Raw genomic sequence first — 19,564 nt, forward strand, 5'->3', positions numbered from 1 at the left:
TCTCTTCAATAGCTTGATGATTTAGTTTGGGTTGCCGTTTGCATTTGGTTGAAAACCTCTAACAGCTGAGCAATCTCTTCTTCCGTTGAGCGAGAGCCGATTTGTGGCTTGCCCTGGATTTTTGCTTCGGTCCAGTCGACGGCTTCGCCTGATCCCCAGGATAGCAGCGAGGCCAAGGTAAATACCAGCAAACTGGTGTCGTGCCATGGGACAAACCTTGCTTATCCAGCAAAGTTTGGGCACGCTTGGCTAACCGGATGAATACGAGGGTGGTAATGATCAGGTTCCAGATGGATGGTAAAATAAATAAATTAACTTCAATTTTTTAATTTGTGGCAAAACCAGCCTCTGCTCTATTTAGTCAGGGTTTAGGCTAATAGCGCTTATTACTAGCGGAGGCGTGGTCATAATGCTTTTGGGCAATATGATCGATAACCACCAAGTGATAACCTTACGCTACTCACATAACTTAAAGGTATCTGAAAAATGAAAAAACTGACTTCGGCTCTTATCCTGGCTGGTTCAATATCAGGCGCGCAAGCATCTACTTTACTGACCAGCGTTTTTACTGCCGATAATGCCTTTGAAGCGTACGTCAGCTCCAGCGCAACCTCGATTAGTAGCCCTGCTATCCTAAGCGGCAACGATTGGGGCATCACGTATTCTTCGGTCGACAACCTAAGCACCACGTCTGTTTCCTATCTGATTTTAAAAGTCACCAATCAAGGTGGCCCGGGTGCAGCATTGGGTACTTTTACGCTGTCGAATAACGACTATTTATTCGGCAATGGCGCAAATACTAGGGGCTGTTGCCGTTTTACATGGGTAACCAAATAAAAGCGCAGGCCAAAGCGACAACGCCTTCAAAATTGCGTTTCAATTTGTCATATCGCGTCGCGATGGCTCTGAAATGTTTCAATCGCGCAAAGACATTTTCAACGAGGTGGCGATATTGGTAGAGGCACCAATCCATTCCGTCATTCCCGACGATTGAATTTTGTTTTCTAGGAATGATAGGGACACTCCCTTTCTCTCGAATTTGAATCCGTAGAGGTTCACTGTCATAGCCTTTGTCAGCGACCGTGTAGTCAGCCAAAGGCAGTTTAGCCACTAATTCCGGCGCTTCTTTGCAGTCATGGACTTCACCACCGGTGATCGAGAAATGAATAGGCAGCCCACAGGCATCAACGGCCATATGGATTTTCGTGGTGTGACCCGCAACGGATTTCCCAATCGCGGCATCCTGTTCATGAGCCGCACCACTACTATGCTGATGCGCTTTCACGATACTGCCGTCAATAAAGGTCCATTCCAAATCCGGTGCCACAACCAGGCCTCGAAAGATGCCCATCAGTTTTTCTTGCAGTGACCACGCATTAAACCGTTTGTAGACTGCATTCCACTTACCAAACGTGGCAGGCAGGTCTCGCCAGGGGCAGCCGACTCGCATGCGATAAAAAATCCCTTCTACCGTTTGCCTGAGCGAAGGCTTGTCATAAATCCCCAGGCTTAACAGGATGGCTTTGAATTTATTCCAGTATGCATCCGTAAACATTTGTCGCGGCATAGCTCACTTGTCTTCTGATTGAAAAATCAATCAATGAGGCAGAGCCGTTCGATTTCAAGGCTATCGTTTCAAAATGGCAACAGCCCCTATTTCAACTGGCGGTACCGGTTGGAGTATGTATGTAGATTCGCTGGCGAATCCGGCATCCCCGATTGTCGCAGAGGGTGCCAATGGAATATCGCCCTGGGGCTTCCACTCCGGTATCGATTCCAGCGCGCAATGGGTCTGGTACTATAACAGTATCAATACCAATGGCGCAGGAGCATGGGGCAGTGATAATAGTACCGTTTATTTGGTCACTTCAATTACGCCAGCCGCTGTACCAGTGCCTGGTGCGATCTGGTTTATGGGTACCGGATTACTGGGTTTCCTGGGCCTGAAACGTAAACAGGCCTGATATTCTTCGTCCTTTGCGGCTGCCCCGTTTGAGGTGGCCGCCAATTAACTTCGTTGGCGGTCACCGATCAGGGCATATTACTAGGTCACCCCTGCAAAGCCTTCAACAAGCCCTGCAATTTATCATTAGCGTCGCCGAACAGCATGCGCGTGTTGTCATGCACGAACAGCGGGTTGCCGACGCCGGCGTAACCCGATGCCATCGAGCGTTTCAAGACGATAGTGGCAGCACCTTTCCAGCATTCCAGCACCGGCATGCCGGCTATCGGGCTGTTGGGGTCGTCCAAAGCAGAGGGGTTGACGATGTCGTTGGCGCCAATGACGATGGAGACATCCACATGTGGAAAGTCTTCGTTGATTTCATCCATTTCAAACACGATGTCATACGGCACTTTCGCTTCAGCCAACAAGACGTTCATATGCCCCGGCATGCGGCCAGCCACTGGATGGATGGCAAACCGGACTTTTTTGCCGCGACCGGTCAGCAATTTGGTGATTTCGTTAACCGTGTGCTGTGCTTGCGCTACGGCCATGCCATAGCCGGGAATGATCACGATGTCTTTGGCATCCAGCAATAATTGGGCTGTTTCTTCCACTTCAATGGGTTGTACCTCACCGACCACTTCTGCCGCTTCACCACCCGCGCTACCGAAACCGCCGGCAATCACGCTGAGAAAGTGTCGATTCATCGCCCGGCACATGATGTAACTCAAAATCGCACCGCTGGAGCCGACCAAGGCGCCGGTGACGATCAGTAAGTCATTGCTAAGCATGAAGCCGGTAGCCGCAGCCGCCCAACCGGAATAGCTGTTGAGCATCGATACCACCACCGGCATATCCGCGCCGCCGATGGCCATCACCATGTGTACGCCAAATACCAAAGCAATCACCGTCATAATCGCCAGCGGCAGCATACCGCCACCGCTTTCTGCCGCGCTCAGAAAGCTGCCGCCCAAAATCACGGTAACGACCAGCATGGCCAGGTTTAGCCAATGCCGTGCCGGCAACAACACCGGCTTGCCGCTGATGCGACCGCAGAGCTTGCCGAAGGCGATCACCGAACCGGAAAAGGTCACCGCACCAATAAATATACCGATGTAGGTTTCCACTTCGTGGATGGTTTTTTCGGCGCCGACCAAACTGTTGGAGTGATCCATCGCATTCGCGTAACCAACCAGCACTGCGGCCATACCGACCAAGCTGTGCATCAATGCCACCAGCTCCGGCATTTGCGTCATTTCCACTTTGGCGGCGGCCTTGGTGCCGATGAAACAACCGATCAGCAAGGCAATCGTCAGTATCACGTAGGCGGTCACACTGCCGCCGAATACCGTGGCGACAATCGCAATCGCCATCCCGGTCATCCCGTAATAGTTGCCGCGTCGCGCCGTGTCCTGCTTACTTAGACCGCTGAGGCTGAGAATGAATAGAATCGAGGCCGCGATGTACGCCATCGTAACTAGACCGTTTGACATGTAGCTCTCCTTATTTTCTAAACATTTCAAGCATGCGGCGTGTCACGAGAAAGCCGCCGGCAATATTGATGGATGCGATCAGAATGGCCACCGCCGACAAAATACCGATTATCGAGTCAGACGACGACACCTGCACCAGTGCACCGATGACAATAATGCCGCTGATGGCGTTGGTCACACTCATTAACGGTGTGTGCAGTGACGGTGAGACATTCCAAATAACTTGGTAACCGACGAAACAAGCCAGTACAAATACCGTGAAGTGCGATAAAAACGACGTAGGTGCCGTCGCGCCGACCGCAAAGAACACCAGAGCAGCCAAGGCAATCGGCAACCATTGCTTTATCGGTTCAGGTACCAAAGATTTGGTTTCCACTGCGGCGGCTTCGGTTGCTGCCGCTTGTTTGGGGGCAGCGGACAGTTTGGGCGGTGGTGGAGGCCAGGTGATATTGCCTTCCTTAATCACTGTCGCGCCGCGTATGACCTCGTCTTCCATGTTGATGACAGTGTTGCCGTCTTTGCCAGGGGTAAGGTCGGTGAGCAGATGCCGCAGATTGGTGGCGTAAAGCTGGCTGGATTGATTAGCCAAGCGGCTGGGCAAATTGGTGTAACCGATAATGGTCACGTCGTGTTTTACCACCACCTGGTTTTTCTCGGTCAAGGCGCAGTTACCGCCTTGTTCGGCAGCCAAATCCACGATGACGCTGCCGGGTTTCATAGACGCCACCATTTCGGCGGTAATCAGCTCGGGGGCGGGTTTGCCGGGGATCAAGGCGGTGGTGACGATGATGTCCACTTCCTTGGCTTGCTGGGCAAACAAAGCCATCTCGGCTTCGATGAATTCTTTGGACATGGTTTTGGCGTAACCGCCGGTGCCGGAGCCGTCTTCCTGAAAATCCAGCATCAGAAACTCGGCGTCCATACTTTCAATTTGTTCTTTCACTTCCGGGCGGGTGTCGAAAGCGCGGACGATGGCGCCCATGCCTTTTGCGGCGCCGATGGCAGCCAGACCGGCGACGCCGGCACCGATCACTAACACTTTGGCGGGCGGGATTTTTCCGGCAGCGGTAATTTGACCGGTGAAGAACCTGCCAAAATGTTGCGCGGCTTCCACGATGGCCCGATAACCGGCGATATTGGCCATGGAACTCAGGGCGTCCATTTTTTGGGCGCGGGACATACGCGGCACGCTGTCCATGGCCAACACAGAGACTTTTTTGGCGGCCAATTTTTGCATTAGTGCTTCGTTTTGCGCCGGCCAGATAAAGCTGATCAATTGCTGGCCTTCGCGCAGCAAGTCGGCTTCGTCGATAGCCAGTTGCGGATGAAATTCGGGAGCGCGGACTTTCATGACAATATCGCTGTGTTGCCATAATTCCTGCGCTGTGGCGACCACTTGCACGCCGGCCGCACGATAAGCGTCATCGGAAATATTGGCATTGTCGCCGGCGCCGCTTTCCACCAGTACTTCAAAACCTAGTTTGATGATTTTTTCAGCGGCCTCGGGCGTGGTAGCGACGCGCTTTTCGCCGTCGTGAACTTCTTTTGGAACACCGATCTTCATGGTTTCTCCTAAGGTTTGGAGGGGAATAACGGATTGTTGGTAGGCTTAAAAGCCAGCGGGCGAGGATAGGGGATTGACTCGGTTTTATCAATTGTTTTCTGTGAGTTCAATTAATTACGCTAGAATCCTAGAGTCTGCTTAAGCCAACTAAAAGAACAATGAAAATATTGGTGGTCGATGATAGTAAAGTGATCAGGCAGCTGGTTGCGGAATGCCTGAAAGAAATGGGGCATGCGGTGTCCTATGCGGAAAACGGTTCCGAAGCCTTGCAATATGTCGCCGACCAAGACGTGGATTTAATTTTGATGGATGTGGAAATGCCCTTGCTGAGCGGTTTCGAGGCCACGAAAGCCATCCGCGAGTTAAAAAAGGCCGATTGGTTTCCCATCATTTTTTTTACGATGCACGACGATGATGAGTCGTTCGTTAACGGGATTTTGGCCGGCGGCGACGCCTATCTGCCTAAGCCGCTGAATCCTACCCGTTTGCGATTGACAGTGATCGCGATGGAGCGGATTTATGTGATGCGGCAAAAGCTGCAAACCACTCAGCGGGAATTGCAGGCCGCCAATCGGGAATTGGAGCGTTTATCATTGCGCGATCAATTAACCGGCTTGGGCAATCGCCGCCATTTCGATAGCAATCTTGCCATGCAGTTTGCGCTGTCTCGCCGCAATAAAGCGCCGTTGTCTTTGATTATTTGCGATATCGATCACTTTAAGAAATATAACGACACCTTAGGGCACCCGCAAGGCGATGGCTGTTTGATTGCGGTGGCGAAAGTTCTCACGGAGCAATTGGAGCGTAGCAGTGATCTCATTTGTCGCTACGGTGGCGAGGAGTTCGTGGCGATCCTGCCCGATACGGCTTTGCAAGATGCCCTTAAGCTTGCTGAAAATATTCGCCGGCAAGTTTTTGAAAAAAACATCGTTTACGGCGACACCGAGACTCAGTGTGTTAGCCTGAGTTTGGGCGTGGCAACCTATGTTGGCCAATATAGAACCGCGCTGGAGATGCTGGAGGCGGCAGACGCCGCTTTGTACAAGGCCAAGCAAAGCGGCCGTAACCGGGTGGAGTTCAATTAAAACCGTGTATCGAGCCAAAGATTTTATAGAAACCGCGGAAGGATTGATTTTCGCGGTCGTTGTGCAGGGCCAGGAAAATGGGAAGGTCCTATGTTTTCTGCGTTACCTCTGCCTGGAGGGCGTTTGGCGCAAGGTCGACACCGCAGTGGCGAACCAATATCTTGAGCAATATTGCCCGCAGTATCTGCATTATTCAGTGCTGCTCGATGCACATTTACATGCCGTGCCCAGCGCGGCTATTGTTCGGCATTATCAGCCTCAAAAAATATTGCAAAGTTTGTTGGCTGACGAGCCCGGTGACCCGGTATTGGCCGATTTGCACAAACTATGCGGTTTGTTGCGGGACAATGGCTTGGTACTTAGCCGTTTCGGCGTGACCGGCTCGCTGCTGGTGAGTATGCAAAAACACAGTTCCGATATTGATCTGGTGTGCTACGAGCGTGGCGAGTTTCACCGTGCGCGCAATATCGTCCAAGCCTTGATTGCCGAAGATCGTTGCCAGGCATTAAACGATGAAGATTGGTTGGAGGCTTATCAGCGGCGAGCCTGCGATTTTGCCTTTGACGAATATGTCTGGCATGAGCAGCGCAAGTACAACAAGGGCATGATCAATGAGCGCAAATTCGATTTGTCGCTGGTGGTTGCCGATCCGGAAGCACAAGACAGAAGCTATCGGAAACTGGGTTTTATCACTATCGAAGCCGAAGTGACTGAAGACCAATTCAGTTTCGATTATCCCGCTCGGTTTGCCATCAAGCATCCCCAAGTTGATAGCGTGGTGTGTTTTACCGCCACATACAACGGCCAGGCGCAAACCGGCGAATGGATTCGTGTGGCCGGACAATTGGAAGTTGATCAAGATGGTTTGCGGCGCGTAGTAGTCGGTTCGAATCGGGAAGCCATCGGCGAGTTTATCAGGGTCATCCGGTGACAGATCGCTGCTGGCGGGCGGTCATTTTTGATATGGACGGTCTGGTTTTGGATAGCGAACCGACTTATGTTCAAGCTTGGCGGGCCGCCGCCGATGAGCTTGGCTTTGCGATGCCGGCCGAATTTTGGGATAGTTTGTCTGGTTGCTCCGGAAAAATAGTGACTCAGCGTTTGCAGGTGCAGTGTGGGCCTGGTTTCAATCTGGACAAGTTTCAGCAATCAAGTAGCGATTATTGGCTAGCGCATGTGCAGCAACACGGTATCGCCGTAAAACCGGGGTTTTTCGCCGTCTTGGAGGTATTGGTTCAGTACCGTTTGCCGTTCTGTCTGGCCACTAATAGCGCGCTGGCGGCGGCGCAACAATGCCTGGCCTGGGCCGGATTGATGGATGTTTTTTCTTATATCGTTGCCGGCGATATGGTCGCCGCGGCAAAGCCGGCCCCGGATATTTTTTTGCGCGCTGCCGCAGAACTGGCTCAACCGGTTGAGGACTGTTTGGTGCTGGAAGATTCGCCGACAGGCGTCAGTGCTGCTCTGGCCGCTGGCGCGTCTTGCGTTTTCGTGCCGTCATTACATCCGCCGGATGCCTGGGCTGCCGAACACGCCGATTTTCTCATGGCCGATCTACACCAAGTGGCCGATTTTATCTCGGCCCGTCAACATCATCCGCTATAATGCCGGCTCCTTAGTATTTGACGGAATCCAGGTGGTGAAAGCGCGGTACCAATCAGTGACGGTCATAGCACCGGCTCGCTTGCATATGGGCTTTATCGATTTGAGCGGGGCTTTGGGGCGGCATTTCGGTAGCATCGGTTTGGCGCTGAACGAAATCAATACCCAGCTCACCATAACTGCCGCGGATACCCTGCAAGTCAGCGGTCCGTCCGCCGAGCGCGCGCTGAAATGTACCCGGCAATTTTCTCAGCTGCTGGGCGTTTCCGATGCACTTAATATCACTATAGCTCATGCCATTCCTGAACACATTGGCTTAGGATCGGGTACGCAAATGGCTCTGGCTGTTGGTGCGGCGTTGAATGCTTTTTACGGTTTGGATCTGTCGGTGCGGGAAATAGCGCAACTTTCTGATCGCGGCGCGCGTTCAGGTATTGGTATCGGTATCTTCGAAACAGGCGGTTTGGTGGTGGATGGCGGTCGCGGACCGGACACCAAAACCCCGCCCATGATCGCGCAAATGGCGGTGCCGGAAGACTGGCGCTTTATTTTGGTGTTTGATCAACGCGGCCAAGGTTTGCATGGCGAACAGGAGGTCAATGCTTTTCAGCAATTACCGCCGTTTCCGCAAGTTCAGGCCGAGCGCTTGTGTTATTTGCTATTGATGCAGGGCTTGCCGGCGTTGGCTGAACGTAATCTTAATAAATTCGGCGAAGTGATTACTGCGCTGCAGCAGGCGGTGGGCGAACACTTCGCGCCGGTGCAGGGTGGGGTGTTTACCAGTCCGGATGTTGCGGCAGCGATGGCTAGTCTGGCTGAGCACGGCGCGGTGGCGATAGGTCAAACGTCGTGGGGTCCGACCGGATTTTGCGCGGTTGCCGATCCGCAACGCGCGGCAGATTTGTTGGCGCAGTTGGAACGGCAATTTGCTGCATCGCCGTTGAGTTTTCTGGTGGCTAGCGCCCGAAATCAGACAGCGGAAATTATAGTCAATTAGCGCGTGCTTTAGTCGAGCGTGTGCTCCGCGTGATCTTTGTTTTGTCTATTGTCAGTCCATTCGGCGTTGAACCTATCTCCGCTATTTGCTATTAATCTAAATGTAAAAAACGGATTCTTGGAGATGCTGCCGGCCATATTGGTGGTTAGAATAAGTTTACCGTTTAATTTAACCAGCAATTGCTCGATAAAATGCGCTGGAACTAATTCACCGTTAGCATCGCGGTTACGGCCATTTTCCATCGGATGCGTGATCAGCAATTTAACTTCCGTGTAGCCGTCACGCCGTTGGCTTCTGATTTTAATACTGTTAGCCATATCAACCTGTTCCGCAACCGCCGCGCATTACATTGACCCAGCGACTGGTGCGCAGTAATTCACCGTTGTGTTCGGCAAGCAAAATCACGTTGCAAGATTCGGCTAATTTAATCCGCGCGGTAAGAAAGGGTGCTATCAGTGGCGTGAGTTCGAATTCCATCAGCAACGGCGTAGGATTTTTATCGGCGAATAGATACAGTTTCTCGATGCCTTCCAGCTCGCTAGCGACGCTAATCGGCACTACCGCACCGTCTTCGGCAATTTCCGGCAGGATCAAATTGATTTTATCGCTATCGATCACGGTGCGCTGATTGACGAGTGTCGAGTAGGTTTTGGCGAAATCGTCGGCGGCAAAAAGCTTGGGCAGTCTCTCAGCAAGTGCGTTTGCTGATTTGCTTGCCAGTAACGCTCCCCCAATCAGAATACCGGCATGCTTTAAAAATAGGCGGCGGGCGCTAGGCATGGAATTTAATAACCATAAAAAGTTTGATGTATATCAAAAAATATAAGCTTCCGTTTGTTATCTTTTGCCCCGTTGAAATTTTTTCAGCACCACCATCACAAACAACAAAAGGAAGGTACAAAATGAGTGAAGTACAAGAAAAAGATAATTTCTGGCTCTATATCGTCATTGCTGTCGTACTGGCGGCTGGCGCCGTACTGATGGTAAAAAATGCCGAGCATGATAAATATGCTACTGCGGCAAAAAATATCGCCGAAGACTCCGCCAACTCAGCTTACCGCAATGATGTACTTCACAGCGGTGGCACGAAAAGATAAGCGCTTTGCAAAGGTTCGGGAAATGTAATCTACGTTTCCCAAATTCGCGGATTTTGGCGGGGCATCCGGGCCTCGTCAAAATCCGTTTCCGTTTCTAATAGTCGTTGAATAATACGGTTGCTTTCAACAAGGCGATGGCATTGGCCATGCCAACTTCCAAGTTTTTCTCGATCTCGGCCATGGTGATTTCACCCTCCACCACACCAGCCGCCCAATTCGCAACCACCGAGATGTTGGCATAAGCCAAACCCAATTCCCGCGCCAGTGAGGCTTCCGGCATGCCGGTCATGCCCACCAAGTCGCAACCGTCGTTAGCCATGCGTTTGATTTCGGCAACCGTTTCCAGCCTTGGCCCTTGGGTGCAGCCGTAAGTGCCTGATGGGGTGAGGGAAATGTTTGCCTGTTGCGCGGCTTGAATAATTCTGGCGCGTAATGAAGGCGTATAGGGCTCGGTGAAATCGATATGCGTGACATGCTCCAAATCGTCAGCAAAAAACGTATGCTCCCGCCCGTAGCTGTAGTCGATTAATTGATCCGGAATGGCAATAACGGCCGGTGCCATTTTCGCGCCGATACCGCCGACCGCGGCGACACCGATAATCTCGGTAACCCCTAACTGCTTTAAGCCCCAGATATTGGCTCGGTAGTTGATCTTGTGCGGCGGGATTCGATGCGGATTGCCGTGTCTGGCCAGGAACACCAATTTTTTGCCGTTTAGCTCGCCAAGCAAATAAGGCGCAGAAGGTTCGCCGAAAGGCGTGGTCAGGCGTTCTTCACCAGTGATGGTGAGTGCTTCGATTTGGGTGAGGCCGGTGCCGCCGATGATTGCCAATGTCATAACACTTCCTTGCAGGCAAATACGCCTGGCGCATTTCTAAGATAACCCTTGTAATCCATACCGTAACCGAACAAGTAATGATTGGCGACAGTGAGGCCGATAAAGTCGGGCTTGATAGGTTTGGTGATTTGCAGGTCTTTGTCGAACAGCGCAGCGGTATAAACGGTGCTGGCGCCTTCTTCCCGGCAATATTCGACTATCGCTTGTAAGGTATGGCCTTCGTCGAGAATATCGTCCACTACCAATACCGTGCGGCCGGCCAATGGCGTAGTCGGTTTGAACAGCCAATGTATGTCGCTGCCCGAGGTGGCGTTGCGGTAACGGCTGGCGTGGACGCTATCCAGATTCAACGGAAAGTCCAGACGCGGCAGTAACTTGCCGGTGGCGATGATGCCGCCGTTGATGACGCATAACACCAAGGGATTACTGTCTTGCAGTTTGTCGGTGATCGCCGCCGCCATGCTATCCAACGCCGCTTCGACTTCGTCGGCGCTGTGCAGCAAAAGTGCTTGCTGTTTAACAATGCCGATTTCTTCAAGCATGGGATTCATAAAACTCCGTGATTTGTTTGGAAATGGTTTGCCATTTGTCGCTTTTTGCCAGGGCGTCTTTATCGAGCTGGCATTTGCCGCGCATCGCTTGCAGGCGTTGCTCGCGTTTGCTGTTTTGGCTGACAGGCAGTTTATCCAGCACTTGTTCGGCGGCTGCCGAATTATTGCAAACCAGCAGCATATCGCAGCCGGCTTGCCGGGCAAGGCCGGCGCGTTCGGTGAAATCGCCTATGCTGGCCGCGCCTTCCATACTTAAATCGTCGCTGAAGATCGCGCCATCGAAACCCAGTTCGCCGCGCAAAATGGTCTGTAACCAGAAGCTGGAAAAACCGGCCGGATAGCGGTCTGCTTGCGGATAAACCACATGAGCCGGCATGATGGCCTCCAGGCCTTGCGCTATCAATTGTTTGAACGGCAGTAAATCTTGTTGGCGGATGGTTTCCAGATCGCGTTCGTCGACGGGTAGCGTCAAATGCGAATCCAGTGCCACCGCGCCGTGACCAGGGAAGTGTTTGCCGGTGGCAGCCATGCCGGCGCTGCGCATGCCTTGCCGAAATGCGCCGGCCAGTTCTGCGGCTAATTTTGCGTCTTGGGAAAACGAGCGGTTACCGATGATCTCGCTAACCCCGCAATCCACATCCAATACCGGCGCGAAGCTGAAATCCACATCCACGGCCAGCAGTTCGCTGGCCATCAGCCAGCCGGCAGCTTCTGCCAACTCAGGTTGCTCGGCGTAAAAAGCCGCGGCCGGCAGGCGGGTAAAGCCATTTTGAAAGCGTTGCACGCGGCCGCCTTCCTGATCGACGGCGATCAGGATGTCACCGTTGCGTGCAGCGCGGATCTGTTTGATTAAGTCAGCGACTTGTCGAGGATTGTCGTAGTTTCGGGAAAATAGGATTAAGGCGCCGGTATTGGGATGAGCGATTTTTTCTTTGTCCAGCGCACTGAGGCTGTGGGCCTCGATGTCGATCATGACCGGGCCGATAGCTTGTGGTTTCATGGTGTCAAATGGCGAAATTGGAATATACTTTTGGTGTAGTCACTACATTATATGAGGAATCCGTGCGAACATTTATTTTGTTGATCAGTTTGATGCTGTTGCCGGCGATGACCTGGGCTAACTCCGGCGAGAAAAAAGCCGACGAAAGCGCCGGGCCGGTCATAGAGTATCTGGAGATGAAACCCAAGTTTACCGTCAATCTGGCCGAGCCCAAAAAATACCTGATGTTGAACGTGCAGTTACTGGTGGAAGGTGCCGATCATTTGGAAGTCATTAAAAAGCACATGCCGGTTCTGCGTCATGAAATGATAATGATGCTTAGCGGTATGAAAAGTGCCGACCTGCAAAGCATGGAACAGCGCGAAGCCTTACGCTTGAAAACCAAACAAGTGATAACTGATCTGTTGAGCAAAATTCAAAATAGCGACGGTTTTCGCGATGTGTTTTTCTCGGAGTTTTTAATTAACTAGACGCCGCGGTCATTATTGTTCCAAACAAAACTAAGGCTTGCAGCGATGCGAGCTTTTTTTTGCGCTGTGATTTTCCCGTTGTTTAAATACCGTTCGCCTTTGTGTTCTTGACGGTTATGAGGCTTGGATTTTTCTCGCGGTCGGCGCTCCCATTTCAATAGATAGCTCCCTGCCAGAATGAGTGTGCCAGTGAGGCCGTTTTGATAGCAACCGCCGTTACCGTCGATTTGGCAGCAGATAAATTTAGTTTAACCCGGTGGTATATTTAATCAGCGGCTTTTTCATCGTTTGTCTGGTCTTCGTCTGATGAGCGTTCAAGAGCGGATGTAAGATTAGACGCTGAACCGGTAAAGCCAATGTCGGGTGGCAAAATCTGTGCGACTATCTGGAGATTGGCGCGTGCTGGGTATAATCCCTTTGCCCAGTTATCAATTGCTTGAAGATGATGCTATGCCTAAGCCATTAATTTACAAAGGTCGCGCCAGTATCAGTAATGCAGTCGGTCGGTTTGAAAAATTGAACAGGCAGGCTGAAGACGACGGCTGGGGCTGTTTGGATGCAGCGTTGCCGCCGTTGCCCACCGAAGTCATTATCGATAGCAGCAAATCGGTGATTACCTATAACGATTCACCGGATATTCCGTTTGATCGGTCGATAAACCCGTATCGCGGTTGCGAGCATGCTTGTATTTATTGCTTTGCCAGGCCGACCCATGCCTATTTGGGTTATTCCGCCGGTCTGGATTTCGAGAGCAAAATTCTGGTTAAACCCGACGCGGCCCGGTTGTTGCGCGAAGAGCTGGCCAGACGCAATTATCGTTGCGCGCCGCTGGCTTTGGGTACCAATACCGATCCTTATCAACCGCTGGAACGGCAGCAGCGCATCATGCGGCAAATTTTGGAAGTGCTATCAGAGACCCGGCATCCAGTCAGTATCGTCACCAAATCGGCCTTGATCGAACGCGACATCGATCTTTTAGCGCCGATGGCGGGGCAAGGTTTGGTCTCGGTTTATCTTTCGATTACGACGCTGGACAGAACGCTTGCTAGGACACTGGAGCCGCGCGCCGCTGCGCCGCAACGTCGTTTGGAGGCAGTAGCGCGCTTACGGGAAGCCGGGATTCCGGTTGGCGTGATGCTGGCGCCTTTAATCCCTGTTCTCACCGATTACGAACTGGAAAGCATCGTCAGCGCGGCTCATACGGCCGGCGCGCAAAGCGTGCAATACATACTGCTGCGCCTGCCCTTGGAAACGGCGGATTTATTTGCAGAATGGTTGCAACAAAATTACCCGTTGAAAGCTGAACATGTGATGAACCGGGTGCGGGATAGCCGGGGCGGCAAAGCCTATGATGCGGCTTTTCATCAACGCCAAACGGGCAGCGGCAGTTACGCCGATTTGCTGGCGCAGCGTTTCAAGTTAATCAGCAGAAAGCTGGATTTAACCGGTTCGCTACCGGCGTTGCGTAGCGATTTATTTCGTCCACCAAGCTTGGGCGGACAGATGAGCTTCGATTTTTTCGATTGAAGGCGACTTAGGCTTCCGTTTCTTCTACATCCCGGTGCTCCAGCAAGCCTTGCTCGCGGATCATGGCTTTAAAGCCTTTCATCACCGGCCGGGAAATCGCGGTTTCCGCCATCAGACGTTTTTCGTAAATCAGATTTTTCAGGGCTTCGTAGTCTTCGCGAGTGCGGGCGGTTGCAATCAAGCGATGTAGATCGGCTTGCAGCAGTTGCCCGGGCAAGTGTTTGACGCAGTCGTACAGCAGCGCCATCACTACTTTTTCGGTCGGGCGCATTTTGCATTTGCCATCGATGATTTTCAGCATCACCGTCACCGCGCAATCGACGTGAATCGGACTGAGGGGGTGATCTTTTACCCATTGCTGCACATGCTCAGGGGTCATCCGATCTCCTCGCCGGCTGCGGTGCGCTTGGCATAGTCCAGCAAGGATTCTTCAACCGCCGCATAGGCGTATTCAGAAACCGCGCGCACGCCGATGGCATGGACTTTGGCGGTGGGACCGTCGCCGATACGCGCCACGAACACAGCGTAACAGTCTTTAATGGTTGCCAAAATGCCGGGCATTGCGGACTCGTCGGCATGCTGGCCCAGGCAGTAATTGGCCACTTCGCGGGTTTCTAATAATTCGCAACTGGCTTCGGAGACGCTATACACGGAAAACTTCGTGGCATGGCCGAAATGTTCGTTGATGGAAATGTTGTCCTTGGTGGCGACCGCCAGTTTTAACGGAAACTCGGGCATGTGCGAGGGTCTCGTTCGGGTGATTGGGATTTAGCCAAGAAACAAGCAAGACCAATACCAAATGAACTGAGGCCGAAATAGCGGGGGTTTGGCGAGACTAACGCAAAGCCGGATTGAGGCTTTGTCGAGTTTACGACAAGTGCAGCCGACAAACGGCTTAGTCTTCGTGCTTTTTTAAGGTGTTGCCGGCGGGTTTGAAGGTATGTAAATCCACCGCCGGCTCGGTGCCTTGCGCGGCACAGCCCCAACTCAATTGCTGATCCTGGGTGAAGCGCTTGCCCAACTGCCAGGCTATCTCGGCTCGGGCCAGTTCCACACCCAAATAAAAGGCGTGGCCGCCGTCGGTTTCGACGTGCAGTTTGGGGTATAAATCAAATGGGTCTTGTGCGGTGTGCAGGCCATCGCGGTTAAATACATGAATGCCGTCTCTGCTGACCTGAATGCGGTAGCTGGGGTCTTTAATTTCCGCGGCCAAACTTTCGATTTCCTCGCGGCTGTTCAAAAACGGCGAGCTGTCATGCACGGTCAGCAAATCCGGCGCGATATGCTTGGGCAGGGTATTGTGCTGCTTGGCGGTGTACATGATGCGGCGGGCGCTGTCGGCTTCCTTGATCGCGCGGCGCGCGTGTTTGCTTACTTCCGTCGCCAAAATATGGTTGATGTTCAGCTCCGAGCATATTCCTAGCAGCATTGCGTTGATGCCGGAGGTGTCGGCGTGGGTCAGTTCGGTGAGATTGCCGACGCCCATCATCATTTCCAGGTCCGGGTAACGGCGGCGGAATTCGTGATTGCGGACGATGGAGTCGGTGAAACCAAAGTGGATTGGATCGAGGATAGGATCGACGATGAAGGCGCGGTTTTTCGCACTCAAGATTTCGATGGCTTTATCCAGCGTGCTCAAGTCGCCGTGGGTTTCCGGAATCAGAATCGGCGTGGTCGCTACCTCGTCGGCAATCCATAGACTCTTGGCGGTCAAGCTCAGCATGTAATCGGCGCCGGCTTGGCCGCCGGCCAGCAGATCGGCGTCTTCCAGCGAGTCGATGCTGACGGTAAAGCCTTCTTGTTTCAAGGTGAGGATGCACTCAGCCAGATGTGGAAACGGCGTGCCGGGCAGGCAGCCGATGTCGATCACATCCGCGCCGTTGGCTTGGTAGTAATAAGCGCGCTCGACGACTGCCTCGACGCTGATGCTGGGCGCGTCGGTAATTTCCGCGAAAATTTTGGTTTGGTATTGGCTGAGGTCGTAATGCTGGGCAGCCATGCCAAAATGCTGGGGTAGGTCTTTAATTTCTTCCGGACCGCGCTCGAAGGGCACGCCGAAATGTCGGGCTAGAGCATCCAGGTCGCCGCGGCAGCGGCCCGGTAAAATCACCCGATCTGCGCCTTGCGCGTCAGGCATGCGACGGATGATCATGTCGCTGGTAATCAACGCCGCCACCGTGACGCCCATCACATACACCTTGTATTGAAAGTCCGGCTGCATTTTTTCCAATACTTGCCGGACTTGTTTCTCCGCCAGTCGGCCGGTGATGAACAGGATGCGTTCGGTCATAGATTGGCTAATCGCGTGTTGACGGCGACGATTAGCTGCTCGACATCATCAACCACTTGGGTGTAAGGAAAGCTGCGGATTTTGTCGGTGGCTTCCAGGTCGATTGGGCGCGGATAGACCATGAATTTTTTCTTGCCGGGCGCGGTGGTTTCAATCTCCGGCTGGGTGTCGCAAGGGTAAACGATGCTGGGCACGCGGCATTTGCCGGCCTGGGAATACAGGTTAGTGACCAACGAATCGGCGATGCCCAACACGCATTTGGCGATGGTATTGGAGGTGGTGGGGGCCATGACAAAGGTGTGGTAATAACCTTTGTAGAACAAACCAACCGGTGGCGCCGAGGCGGCTTTGTCGCGATATACCGGTATCTTGGCGCGGATGTCGTCCAGGCGAATACCGTACATTTTCAAGACTTCTTCGCCGGCCTGACTCAAATACAAATCAACATTATCCAGCGTCAGCATGTATTCAAGACATTCTTCTATATAGTGTCCGGAGCCGGTAATAGCCCAGGCGAGACGCGGTGTGGTCATGGCATGTGTAGTCGTTTTGTGGACAGAGCATTATACGTGAAGAAGGTGGCTAATCGACCATTCGCCGGCGATACGGTCCGGGCTGTCGCTTATGTGCCGACATTTACAATTTGGTTTGTTGTATGAATTCATGAATTTATAAGATTGGGCTTACAATATTGCTCGAATTCGGCTGGTTTGGTTTGCCGATCTATACGCGACCTAAACAGCCTATTTCATTGCCATCATGGACAGTTTATATATCTCAGAACAGGGCCCATCAAAACCGCACATTATCGTGTTTGCCGGAGCTAAGAGCGGCGTCGGTAAAACCAGTGTGGTGGCTAACGTAGCGGCGGCAATGGCTTTGCGCGGCAAGCGGGTCTGCGTAGTCGATGTCGATACCGGCTTGTCCAATATCATTACTTTGCTCGGGCTGCGGCCGGCACATCGCTTGGAGCAGGTGTTACGCGGTGAAAAGGCCATTGCTGAGGTGTTGCTGAAAACCGGCGACGGTGTGGGCGTCGTGTCAGCTGCGCATCTAATGGGGGGTGCGCCGGTCTCCGCCGAGCAGACACAAAGGCTGGCCGCTGCGTTGGCGGATCTGGAAACGCAATTCGATTATTTTTTGATCGACACGGCTGCGACGCATACCGAAACGCTGTTGCGCTTTATCGAATTGGCGCAATCAACTTTTTTAGTGGTCAGCGGTGATCCTGCGGCGCTAACCGATGCCTTTGCGCTGCTGAAGTCTTTGAATACCCGCCAGTATACGGGCAGCCTGCGCGTCGTGGTCAATCAGGCCGTGGATTACCCGGCTGCGACCGATACCTATCGGCGGTTTGCCGCCGTGGCGGAAAAATGCTTGAAATTGAAAGTGGAGTACGGCGGCTTTGTGATTCGCGACGAGAATCTGCCCAAAGCCGTGGCTTTGCAGATGTCGGTAGTGGATTTGGCCGTCAACTCCCCGGCCAGTCGCTGTTTGTTGGCCTTGGCGGATAATATTATCAAGCACATCGGGTGCGAAACCGCAGGTACCGGGTTGGTGGAGTACTGGCAAAGGCTGTTAAGCGCTACGCCGACCAGGCAAATTGTGGGTGATGATGCCGATGCTGAGCCGGTTAACTCGCTAAGTCCTGCTGATAGAGCGGAAATGAGTATCAGTGAGTTGAGTCGGAGGTTGTTGTTGGCGATGAAGCAGCAACTGCTCGACCAACCGGCGCTGGAACGCTTTATCGGCGAATTTGTAGAAACCTACTGCGAGCAATTCGGCCGTTTTCCGAATGCCTTCAAGCCGCTGTTTTATCGTTGGCTGGAAACCGAAAATTATGCCGAGCCCAGATTGATTGAATTGGTAGCGACGCTGGAGGCTTTGCATGCGATGCGTTATCAACGGCCAATGTTCAGCCTGGAAGAAAATGCGGCGCGATTGGTGGCGCAGCTACAAGGACAGCAAGAACAGCATAAAAACTTGGTGGAACAATTATGCACGGCTTATCGGCAGGCTTTTCACGCCGAGGTATTCGACGCCGAACAGGTGTTGCTGGAACGCATGCAGGCCGAGGATTTCACCGAACAGCATTTCGAAGAATTGCTGCAAAAATTGCGGGATGGCTTTCAGACCCGCTTTAAACGGCCTTACCAAAGTCGGCACGAGTTGGCGCTGGCGTCGACGGTCGAGGCTTTAAATGTCATGGGCGTCGATCAACACAATTTGCAGGATGAGATCACGATGCTGATGCACGGTTTTCAACTGCTGGGCTCACGGCGTGAAAAGTTGCTGACTGCTCTTAATGCCTTGCAAAATTCCGATTTACCGCTGGCGGCCTCGGCCGTCCGGGATAATTGAGACGGTATTTTAGGCTCGCGCGCAAACCCAGACATCGACCTTGCCAACTCCGGCTTGTTTTAGCGTAGCGGCCAGCGCCGAGGCTGTAGCGCCGGTAGTCATGACATCATCAATGATTGCAATATGATGAAACTTCAGTGGCTTAACAATCTTGAAAGCCAGGCGCATGTTTTTCCGGCGTTGCTTGGCAGGTAAGCCGGTTTGGTGGCCGGTATCGCGCTGGCGAACGCAGCTATGCAAATCCAGCGGAATGCGGAGCTGCCGGGATAAATGCCGGGCAATGTCTATCGACTGATTAAAGCCACGTTCGAGGTAGCGCTTGGGATGCAACGGTACGGGTAACAGACAATCCGGCAGTTCCGCGCTATCGGCAATATGCTCGGCCAGCAGGGCCGCGATTAAGCGGGCGTTTTTATAATCGTTGGCAAACTTTAATTGGCCGATCAAATAGCGCATCTGGCTTTGGTATAAAAACGGCGCATAGGTCTCGTCGAAGGCCGGCGATTTCTTCAGACAACGGCCGCAGAGTTGCGGTATATCAATCGCGGTCTCGAAATGTTCTCCGCAACGGTAGCAGCACGAAAGATTGCGCGGCAGGTCGGTCAAGCAGCCCAGGCACAAATCCAAATCGCCGTATCCCGGGCTTGCGCATAACACACAACGTGGCGGCAGCAATTTCTTCTGTATAATGTTCAGCCAGTTGTTTACCATAATTTTAAATACAGGTTGATGAGTCGGTGTCCG

Annotated in this window: 24 protein-coding genes; 10 read left to right on the forward strand and 14 right to left on the reverse strand. The window is 52.6% G+C overall.

What is annotated here, in order from left to right; translation table 11 throughout:
* Positions 1-5: 5 nt before the first annotated feature.
* Positions 6-191 carry a hypothetical protein gene (locus ACH5Y9_RS05885; protein ID WP_445368900.1) on the reverse strand — a complete coding sequence of 62 codons (186 nt, stop codon included), beginning with the start codon at positions 189-191 and terminating at the stop codon, positions 6-8.
* Between the two features lie 295 nt (positions 192-486).
* Between ACH5Y9_RS05885 and ACH5Y9_RS05890 the strand changes: the two genes are divergently transcribed.
* On the forward strand, positions 487-837 hold the full coding sequence (locus tag ACH5Y9_RS05890) for a hypothetical protein (RefSeq protein WP_445368901.1): 351 nt from the start codon (positions 487-489) through the stop codon (positions 835-837).
* Here the strand turns inward: ACH5Y9_RS05890 and ACH5Y9_RS05895 are convergent.
* A complete protein-coding gene (locus ACH5Y9_RS05895; RefSeq protein WP_445366335.1) occupies positions 818-1,567 on the reverse strand; it encodes an IS5 family transposase in 750 nt (249 codons plus the stop codon). The two genes, ACH5Y9_RS05890 and ACH5Y9_RS05895, sit on opposite strands and share 20 nt — an antisense overlap.
* A 73-nt stretch (positions 1,568-1,640) precedes the next feature.
* Here ACH5Y9_RS05895 and ACH5Y9_RS05900 point away from each other — a divergent pair, with 73 nt between their 5' ends.
* Positions 1,641-1,964 (forward strand): PEP-CTERM sorting domain-containing protein, encoded by a 324-nt coding sequence (locus tag ACH5Y9_RS05900; protein ID WP_445368902.1) that lies wholly within the window; start codon positions 1,641-1,643, stop codon positions 1,962-1,964.
* An 85-nt stretch (positions 1,965-2,049) separates the two neighbouring features.
* On the opposite strand, the gene pntB is transcribed toward ACH5Y9_RS05900, so the two are convergent.
* Both pntB and ACH5Y9_RS05910 read right to left on the reverse strand, forming a co-directional pair.
* Positions 2,050-3,438 (reverse strand): Re/Si-specific NAD(P)(+) transhydrogenase subunit beta, encoded by a 1,389-nt coding sequence (gene pntB, locus ACH5Y9_RS05905; protein WP_445368903.1) that lies wholly within the window; start codon positions 3,436-3,438, stop codon positions 2,050-2,052.
* 10 nt (positions 3,439-3,448) lie between these two features.
* Complete coding sequence (locus tag ACH5Y9_RS05910) at positions 3,449-5,002, reverse strand: Re/Si-specific NAD(P)(+) transhydrogenase subunit alpha (RefSeq protein WP_445368904.1); 1,554 nt, start codon at positions 5,000-5,002, stop codon at positions 3,449-3,451.
* A gap of 158 nt (positions 5,003-5,160) precedes the next feature.
* Here ACH5Y9_RS05910 and ACH5Y9_RS05915 point away from each other — a divergent pair, with 158 nt between their 5' ends.
* From ACH5Y9_RS05915 to ACH5Y9_RS05930, 4 genes are read left to right on the forward strand one after another with little or no spacing between them, the layout of a single operon-like run.
* Entirely contained in the window at positions 5,161-6,087 is a 927-nt protein-coding gene (locus ACH5Y9_RS05915; RefSeq protein ID WP_205450444.1) for a GGDEF domain-containing response regulator, read from the forward strand.
* Between the two features lie 4 nt (positions 6,088-6,091).
* Complete coding sequence (locus tag ACH5Y9_RS05920) at positions 6,092-7,018, forward strand: hypothetical protein (protein WP_445368905.1); 927 nt, start codon at positions 6,092-6,094, stop codon at positions 7,016-7,018.
* Positions 7,015-7,692, forward strand: a complete 678-nt coding sequence (locus tag ACH5Y9_RS05925) for an HAD family hydrolase (RefSeq protein ID WP_445368906.1) — start codon at positions 7,015-7,017, stop codon at positions 7,690-7,692. Before ACH5Y9_RS05920 ends, ACH5Y9_RS05925 begins: the two co-directional genes overlap by 4 nt.
* 55 nt (positions 7,693-7,747) lie before the next feature.
* Positions 7,748-8,686 (forward strand): beta-ribofuranosylaminobenzene 5'-phosphate synthase family protein, encoded by a 939-nt coding sequence (locus tag ACH5Y9_RS05930; protein ID WP_445368907.1) that lies wholly within the window; start codon positions 7,748-7,750, stop codon positions 8,684-8,686.
* An 8-nt stretch (positions 8,687-8,694) separates the two neighbouring features.
* Here the strand turns inward: ACH5Y9_RS05930 and soxZ are convergent, their stop codons facing one another.
* Positions 8,695-9,003, reverse strand: a complete 309-nt coding sequence (gene soxZ, locus ACH5Y9_RS05935) for a thiosulfate oxidation carrier complex protein SoxZ (protein ID WP_445368908.1) — start codon at positions 9,001-9,003, stop codon at positions 8,695-8,697.
* A gap of 1 nt (position 9,004) precedes the next feature.
* Positions 9,005-9,466: a thiosulfate oxidation carrier protein SoxY gene (locus ACH5Y9_RS05940; protein ID WP_445368909.1), complete on the reverse strand. Its 462-nt coding sequence runs from the start codon at positions 9,464-9,466 to the stop codon at positions 9,005-9,007.
* A 122-nt stretch (positions 9,467-9,588) separates the two neighbouring features.
* On the opposite strand from ACH5Y9_RS05940, the gene ACH5Y9_RS05945 reads away from it, so the two are divergent.
* On the forward strand, positions 9,589-9,783 hold the full coding sequence (locus tag ACH5Y9_RS05945; RefSeq protein ID WP_033156590.1) for a hypothetical protein: 195 nt from the start codon (positions 9,589-9,591) through the stop codon (positions 9,781-9,783).
* A 94-nt stretch (positions 9,784-9,877) separates the two neighbouring features.
* Here ACH5Y9_RS05945 and ACH5Y9_RS05950 read toward each other — a convergent pair whose 3' ends face one another.
* Genes ACH5Y9_RS05950 through nagZ form a run of 3 tightly spaced genes read right to left on the reverse strand, consistent with a single transcriptional unit; the run spans position 9,878 to position 12,172 of the window.
* The gene (locus ACH5Y9_RS05950) at positions 9,878-10,621 is read right to left on the reverse strand and encodes an S-methyl-5'-thioinosine phosphorylase (protein ID WP_445368910.1); all 744 of its coding nucleotides are present in this window, start codon (positions 10,619-10,621) and stop codon (positions 9,878-9,880) included.
* Positions 10,618-11,163, reverse strand: coding sequence for a hypoxanthine-guanine phosphoribosyltransferase (locus tag ACH5Y9_RS05955; RefSeq protein WP_174843470.1), 546 nt, complete (start codon positions 11,161-11,163; stop codon positions 10,618-10,620). Before ACH5Y9_RS05955 ends, ACH5Y9_RS05950 begins: the two co-directional genes overlap by 4 nt.
* Positions 11,156-12,172, reverse strand: coding sequence for a beta-N-acetylhexosaminidase (gene nagZ / locus ACH5Y9_RS05960; RefSeq protein WP_445368911.1), 1,017 nt, complete (start codon positions 12,170-12,172; stop codon positions 11,156-11,158). Before nagZ ends, ACH5Y9_RS05955 begins: the two co-directional genes overlap by 8 nt.
* Before the next feature lie 62 nt (positions 12,173-12,234).
* Here nagZ and ACH5Y9_RS05965 point away from each other — a divergent pair, with 62 nt between their 5' ends.
* Both ACH5Y9_RS05965 and ACH5Y9_RS05970 read left to right on the forward strand, forming a co-directional pair.
* Positions 12,235-12,642 carry a flagellar basal body-associated FliL family protein gene (locus ACH5Y9_RS05965; protein WP_033156742.1) on the forward strand — a complete coding sequence of 136 codons (408 nt, stop codon included), beginning with the start codon at positions 12,235-12,237 and terminating at the stop codon, positions 12,640-12,642.
* 450 nt (positions 12,643-13,092) lie between these two features.
* On the forward strand, positions 13,093-14,169 hold the full coding sequence (locus tag ACH5Y9_RS05970; RefSeq protein ID WP_445368912.1) for a PA0069 family radical SAM protein: 1,077 nt from the start codon (positions 13,093-13,095) through the stop codon (positions 14,167-14,169).
* A gap of 7 nt (positions 14,170-14,176) precedes the next feature.
* Here ACH5Y9_RS05970 and ACH5Y9_RS05975 read toward each other — a convergent pair whose 3' ends face one another.
* The 4 genes from ACH5Y9_RS05975 to ACH5Y9_RS05990 form a co-directional block, all read right to left on the reverse strand.
* Positions 14,177-14,548, reverse strand: a complete 372-nt coding sequence (locus tag ACH5Y9_RS05975) for a hypothetical protein (RefSeq protein WP_445368913.1) — start codon at positions 14,546-14,548, stop codon at positions 14,177-14,179.
* A complete protein-coding gene (locus tag ACH5Y9_RS05980; protein WP_033156585.1) occupies positions 14,545-14,907 on the reverse strand; it encodes a NifB/NifX family molybdenum-iron cluster-binding protein in 363 nt (120 codons plus the stop codon). Before ACH5Y9_RS05980 ends, ACH5Y9_RS05975 begins: the two co-directional genes overlap by 4 nt.
* 157 nt (positions 14,908-15,064) lie before the next feature.
* Complete coding sequence (locus tag ACH5Y9_RS05985) at positions 15,065-16,459, reverse strand: DUF6513 domain-containing protein (protein ID WP_445368914.1); 1,395 nt, start codon at positions 16,457-16,459, stop codon at positions 15,065-15,067.
* Positions 16,456-16,992 carry a flavoprotein gene (locus tag ACH5Y9_RS05990; RefSeq protein WP_445368915.1) on the reverse strand — a complete coding sequence of 179 codons (537 nt, stop codon included), beginning with the start codon at positions 16,990-16,992 and terminating at the stop codon, positions 16,456-16,458. Before ACH5Y9_RS05990 ends, ACH5Y9_RS05985 begins: the two co-directional genes overlap by 4 nt.
* Before the next feature lie 226 nt (positions 16,993-17,218).
* Here ACH5Y9_RS05990 and ACH5Y9_RS05995 point away from each other — a divergent pair, with 226 nt between their 5' ends.
* Positions 17,219-18,820, forward strand: a complete 1,602-nt coding sequence (locus ACH5Y9_RS05995) for an AAA family ATPase (protein WP_445368916.1) — start codon at positions 17,219-17,221, stop codon at positions 18,818-18,820.
* Between the two features lie 9 nt (positions 18,821-18,829).
* Here the strand turns inward: ACH5Y9_RS05995 and ACH5Y9_RS06000 are convergent, their stop codons facing one another.
* Positions 18,830-19,531: a ComF family protein gene (locus tag ACH5Y9_RS06000; protein WP_445368917.1), complete on the reverse strand. Its 702-nt coding sequence runs from the start codon at positions 19,529-19,531 to the stop codon at positions 18,830-18,832.
* Positions 19,532-19,564: the final 33 nt, after the last annotated feature.

This window comes from Methylomonas sp. BW4-1 (assembly GCF_052474385.1).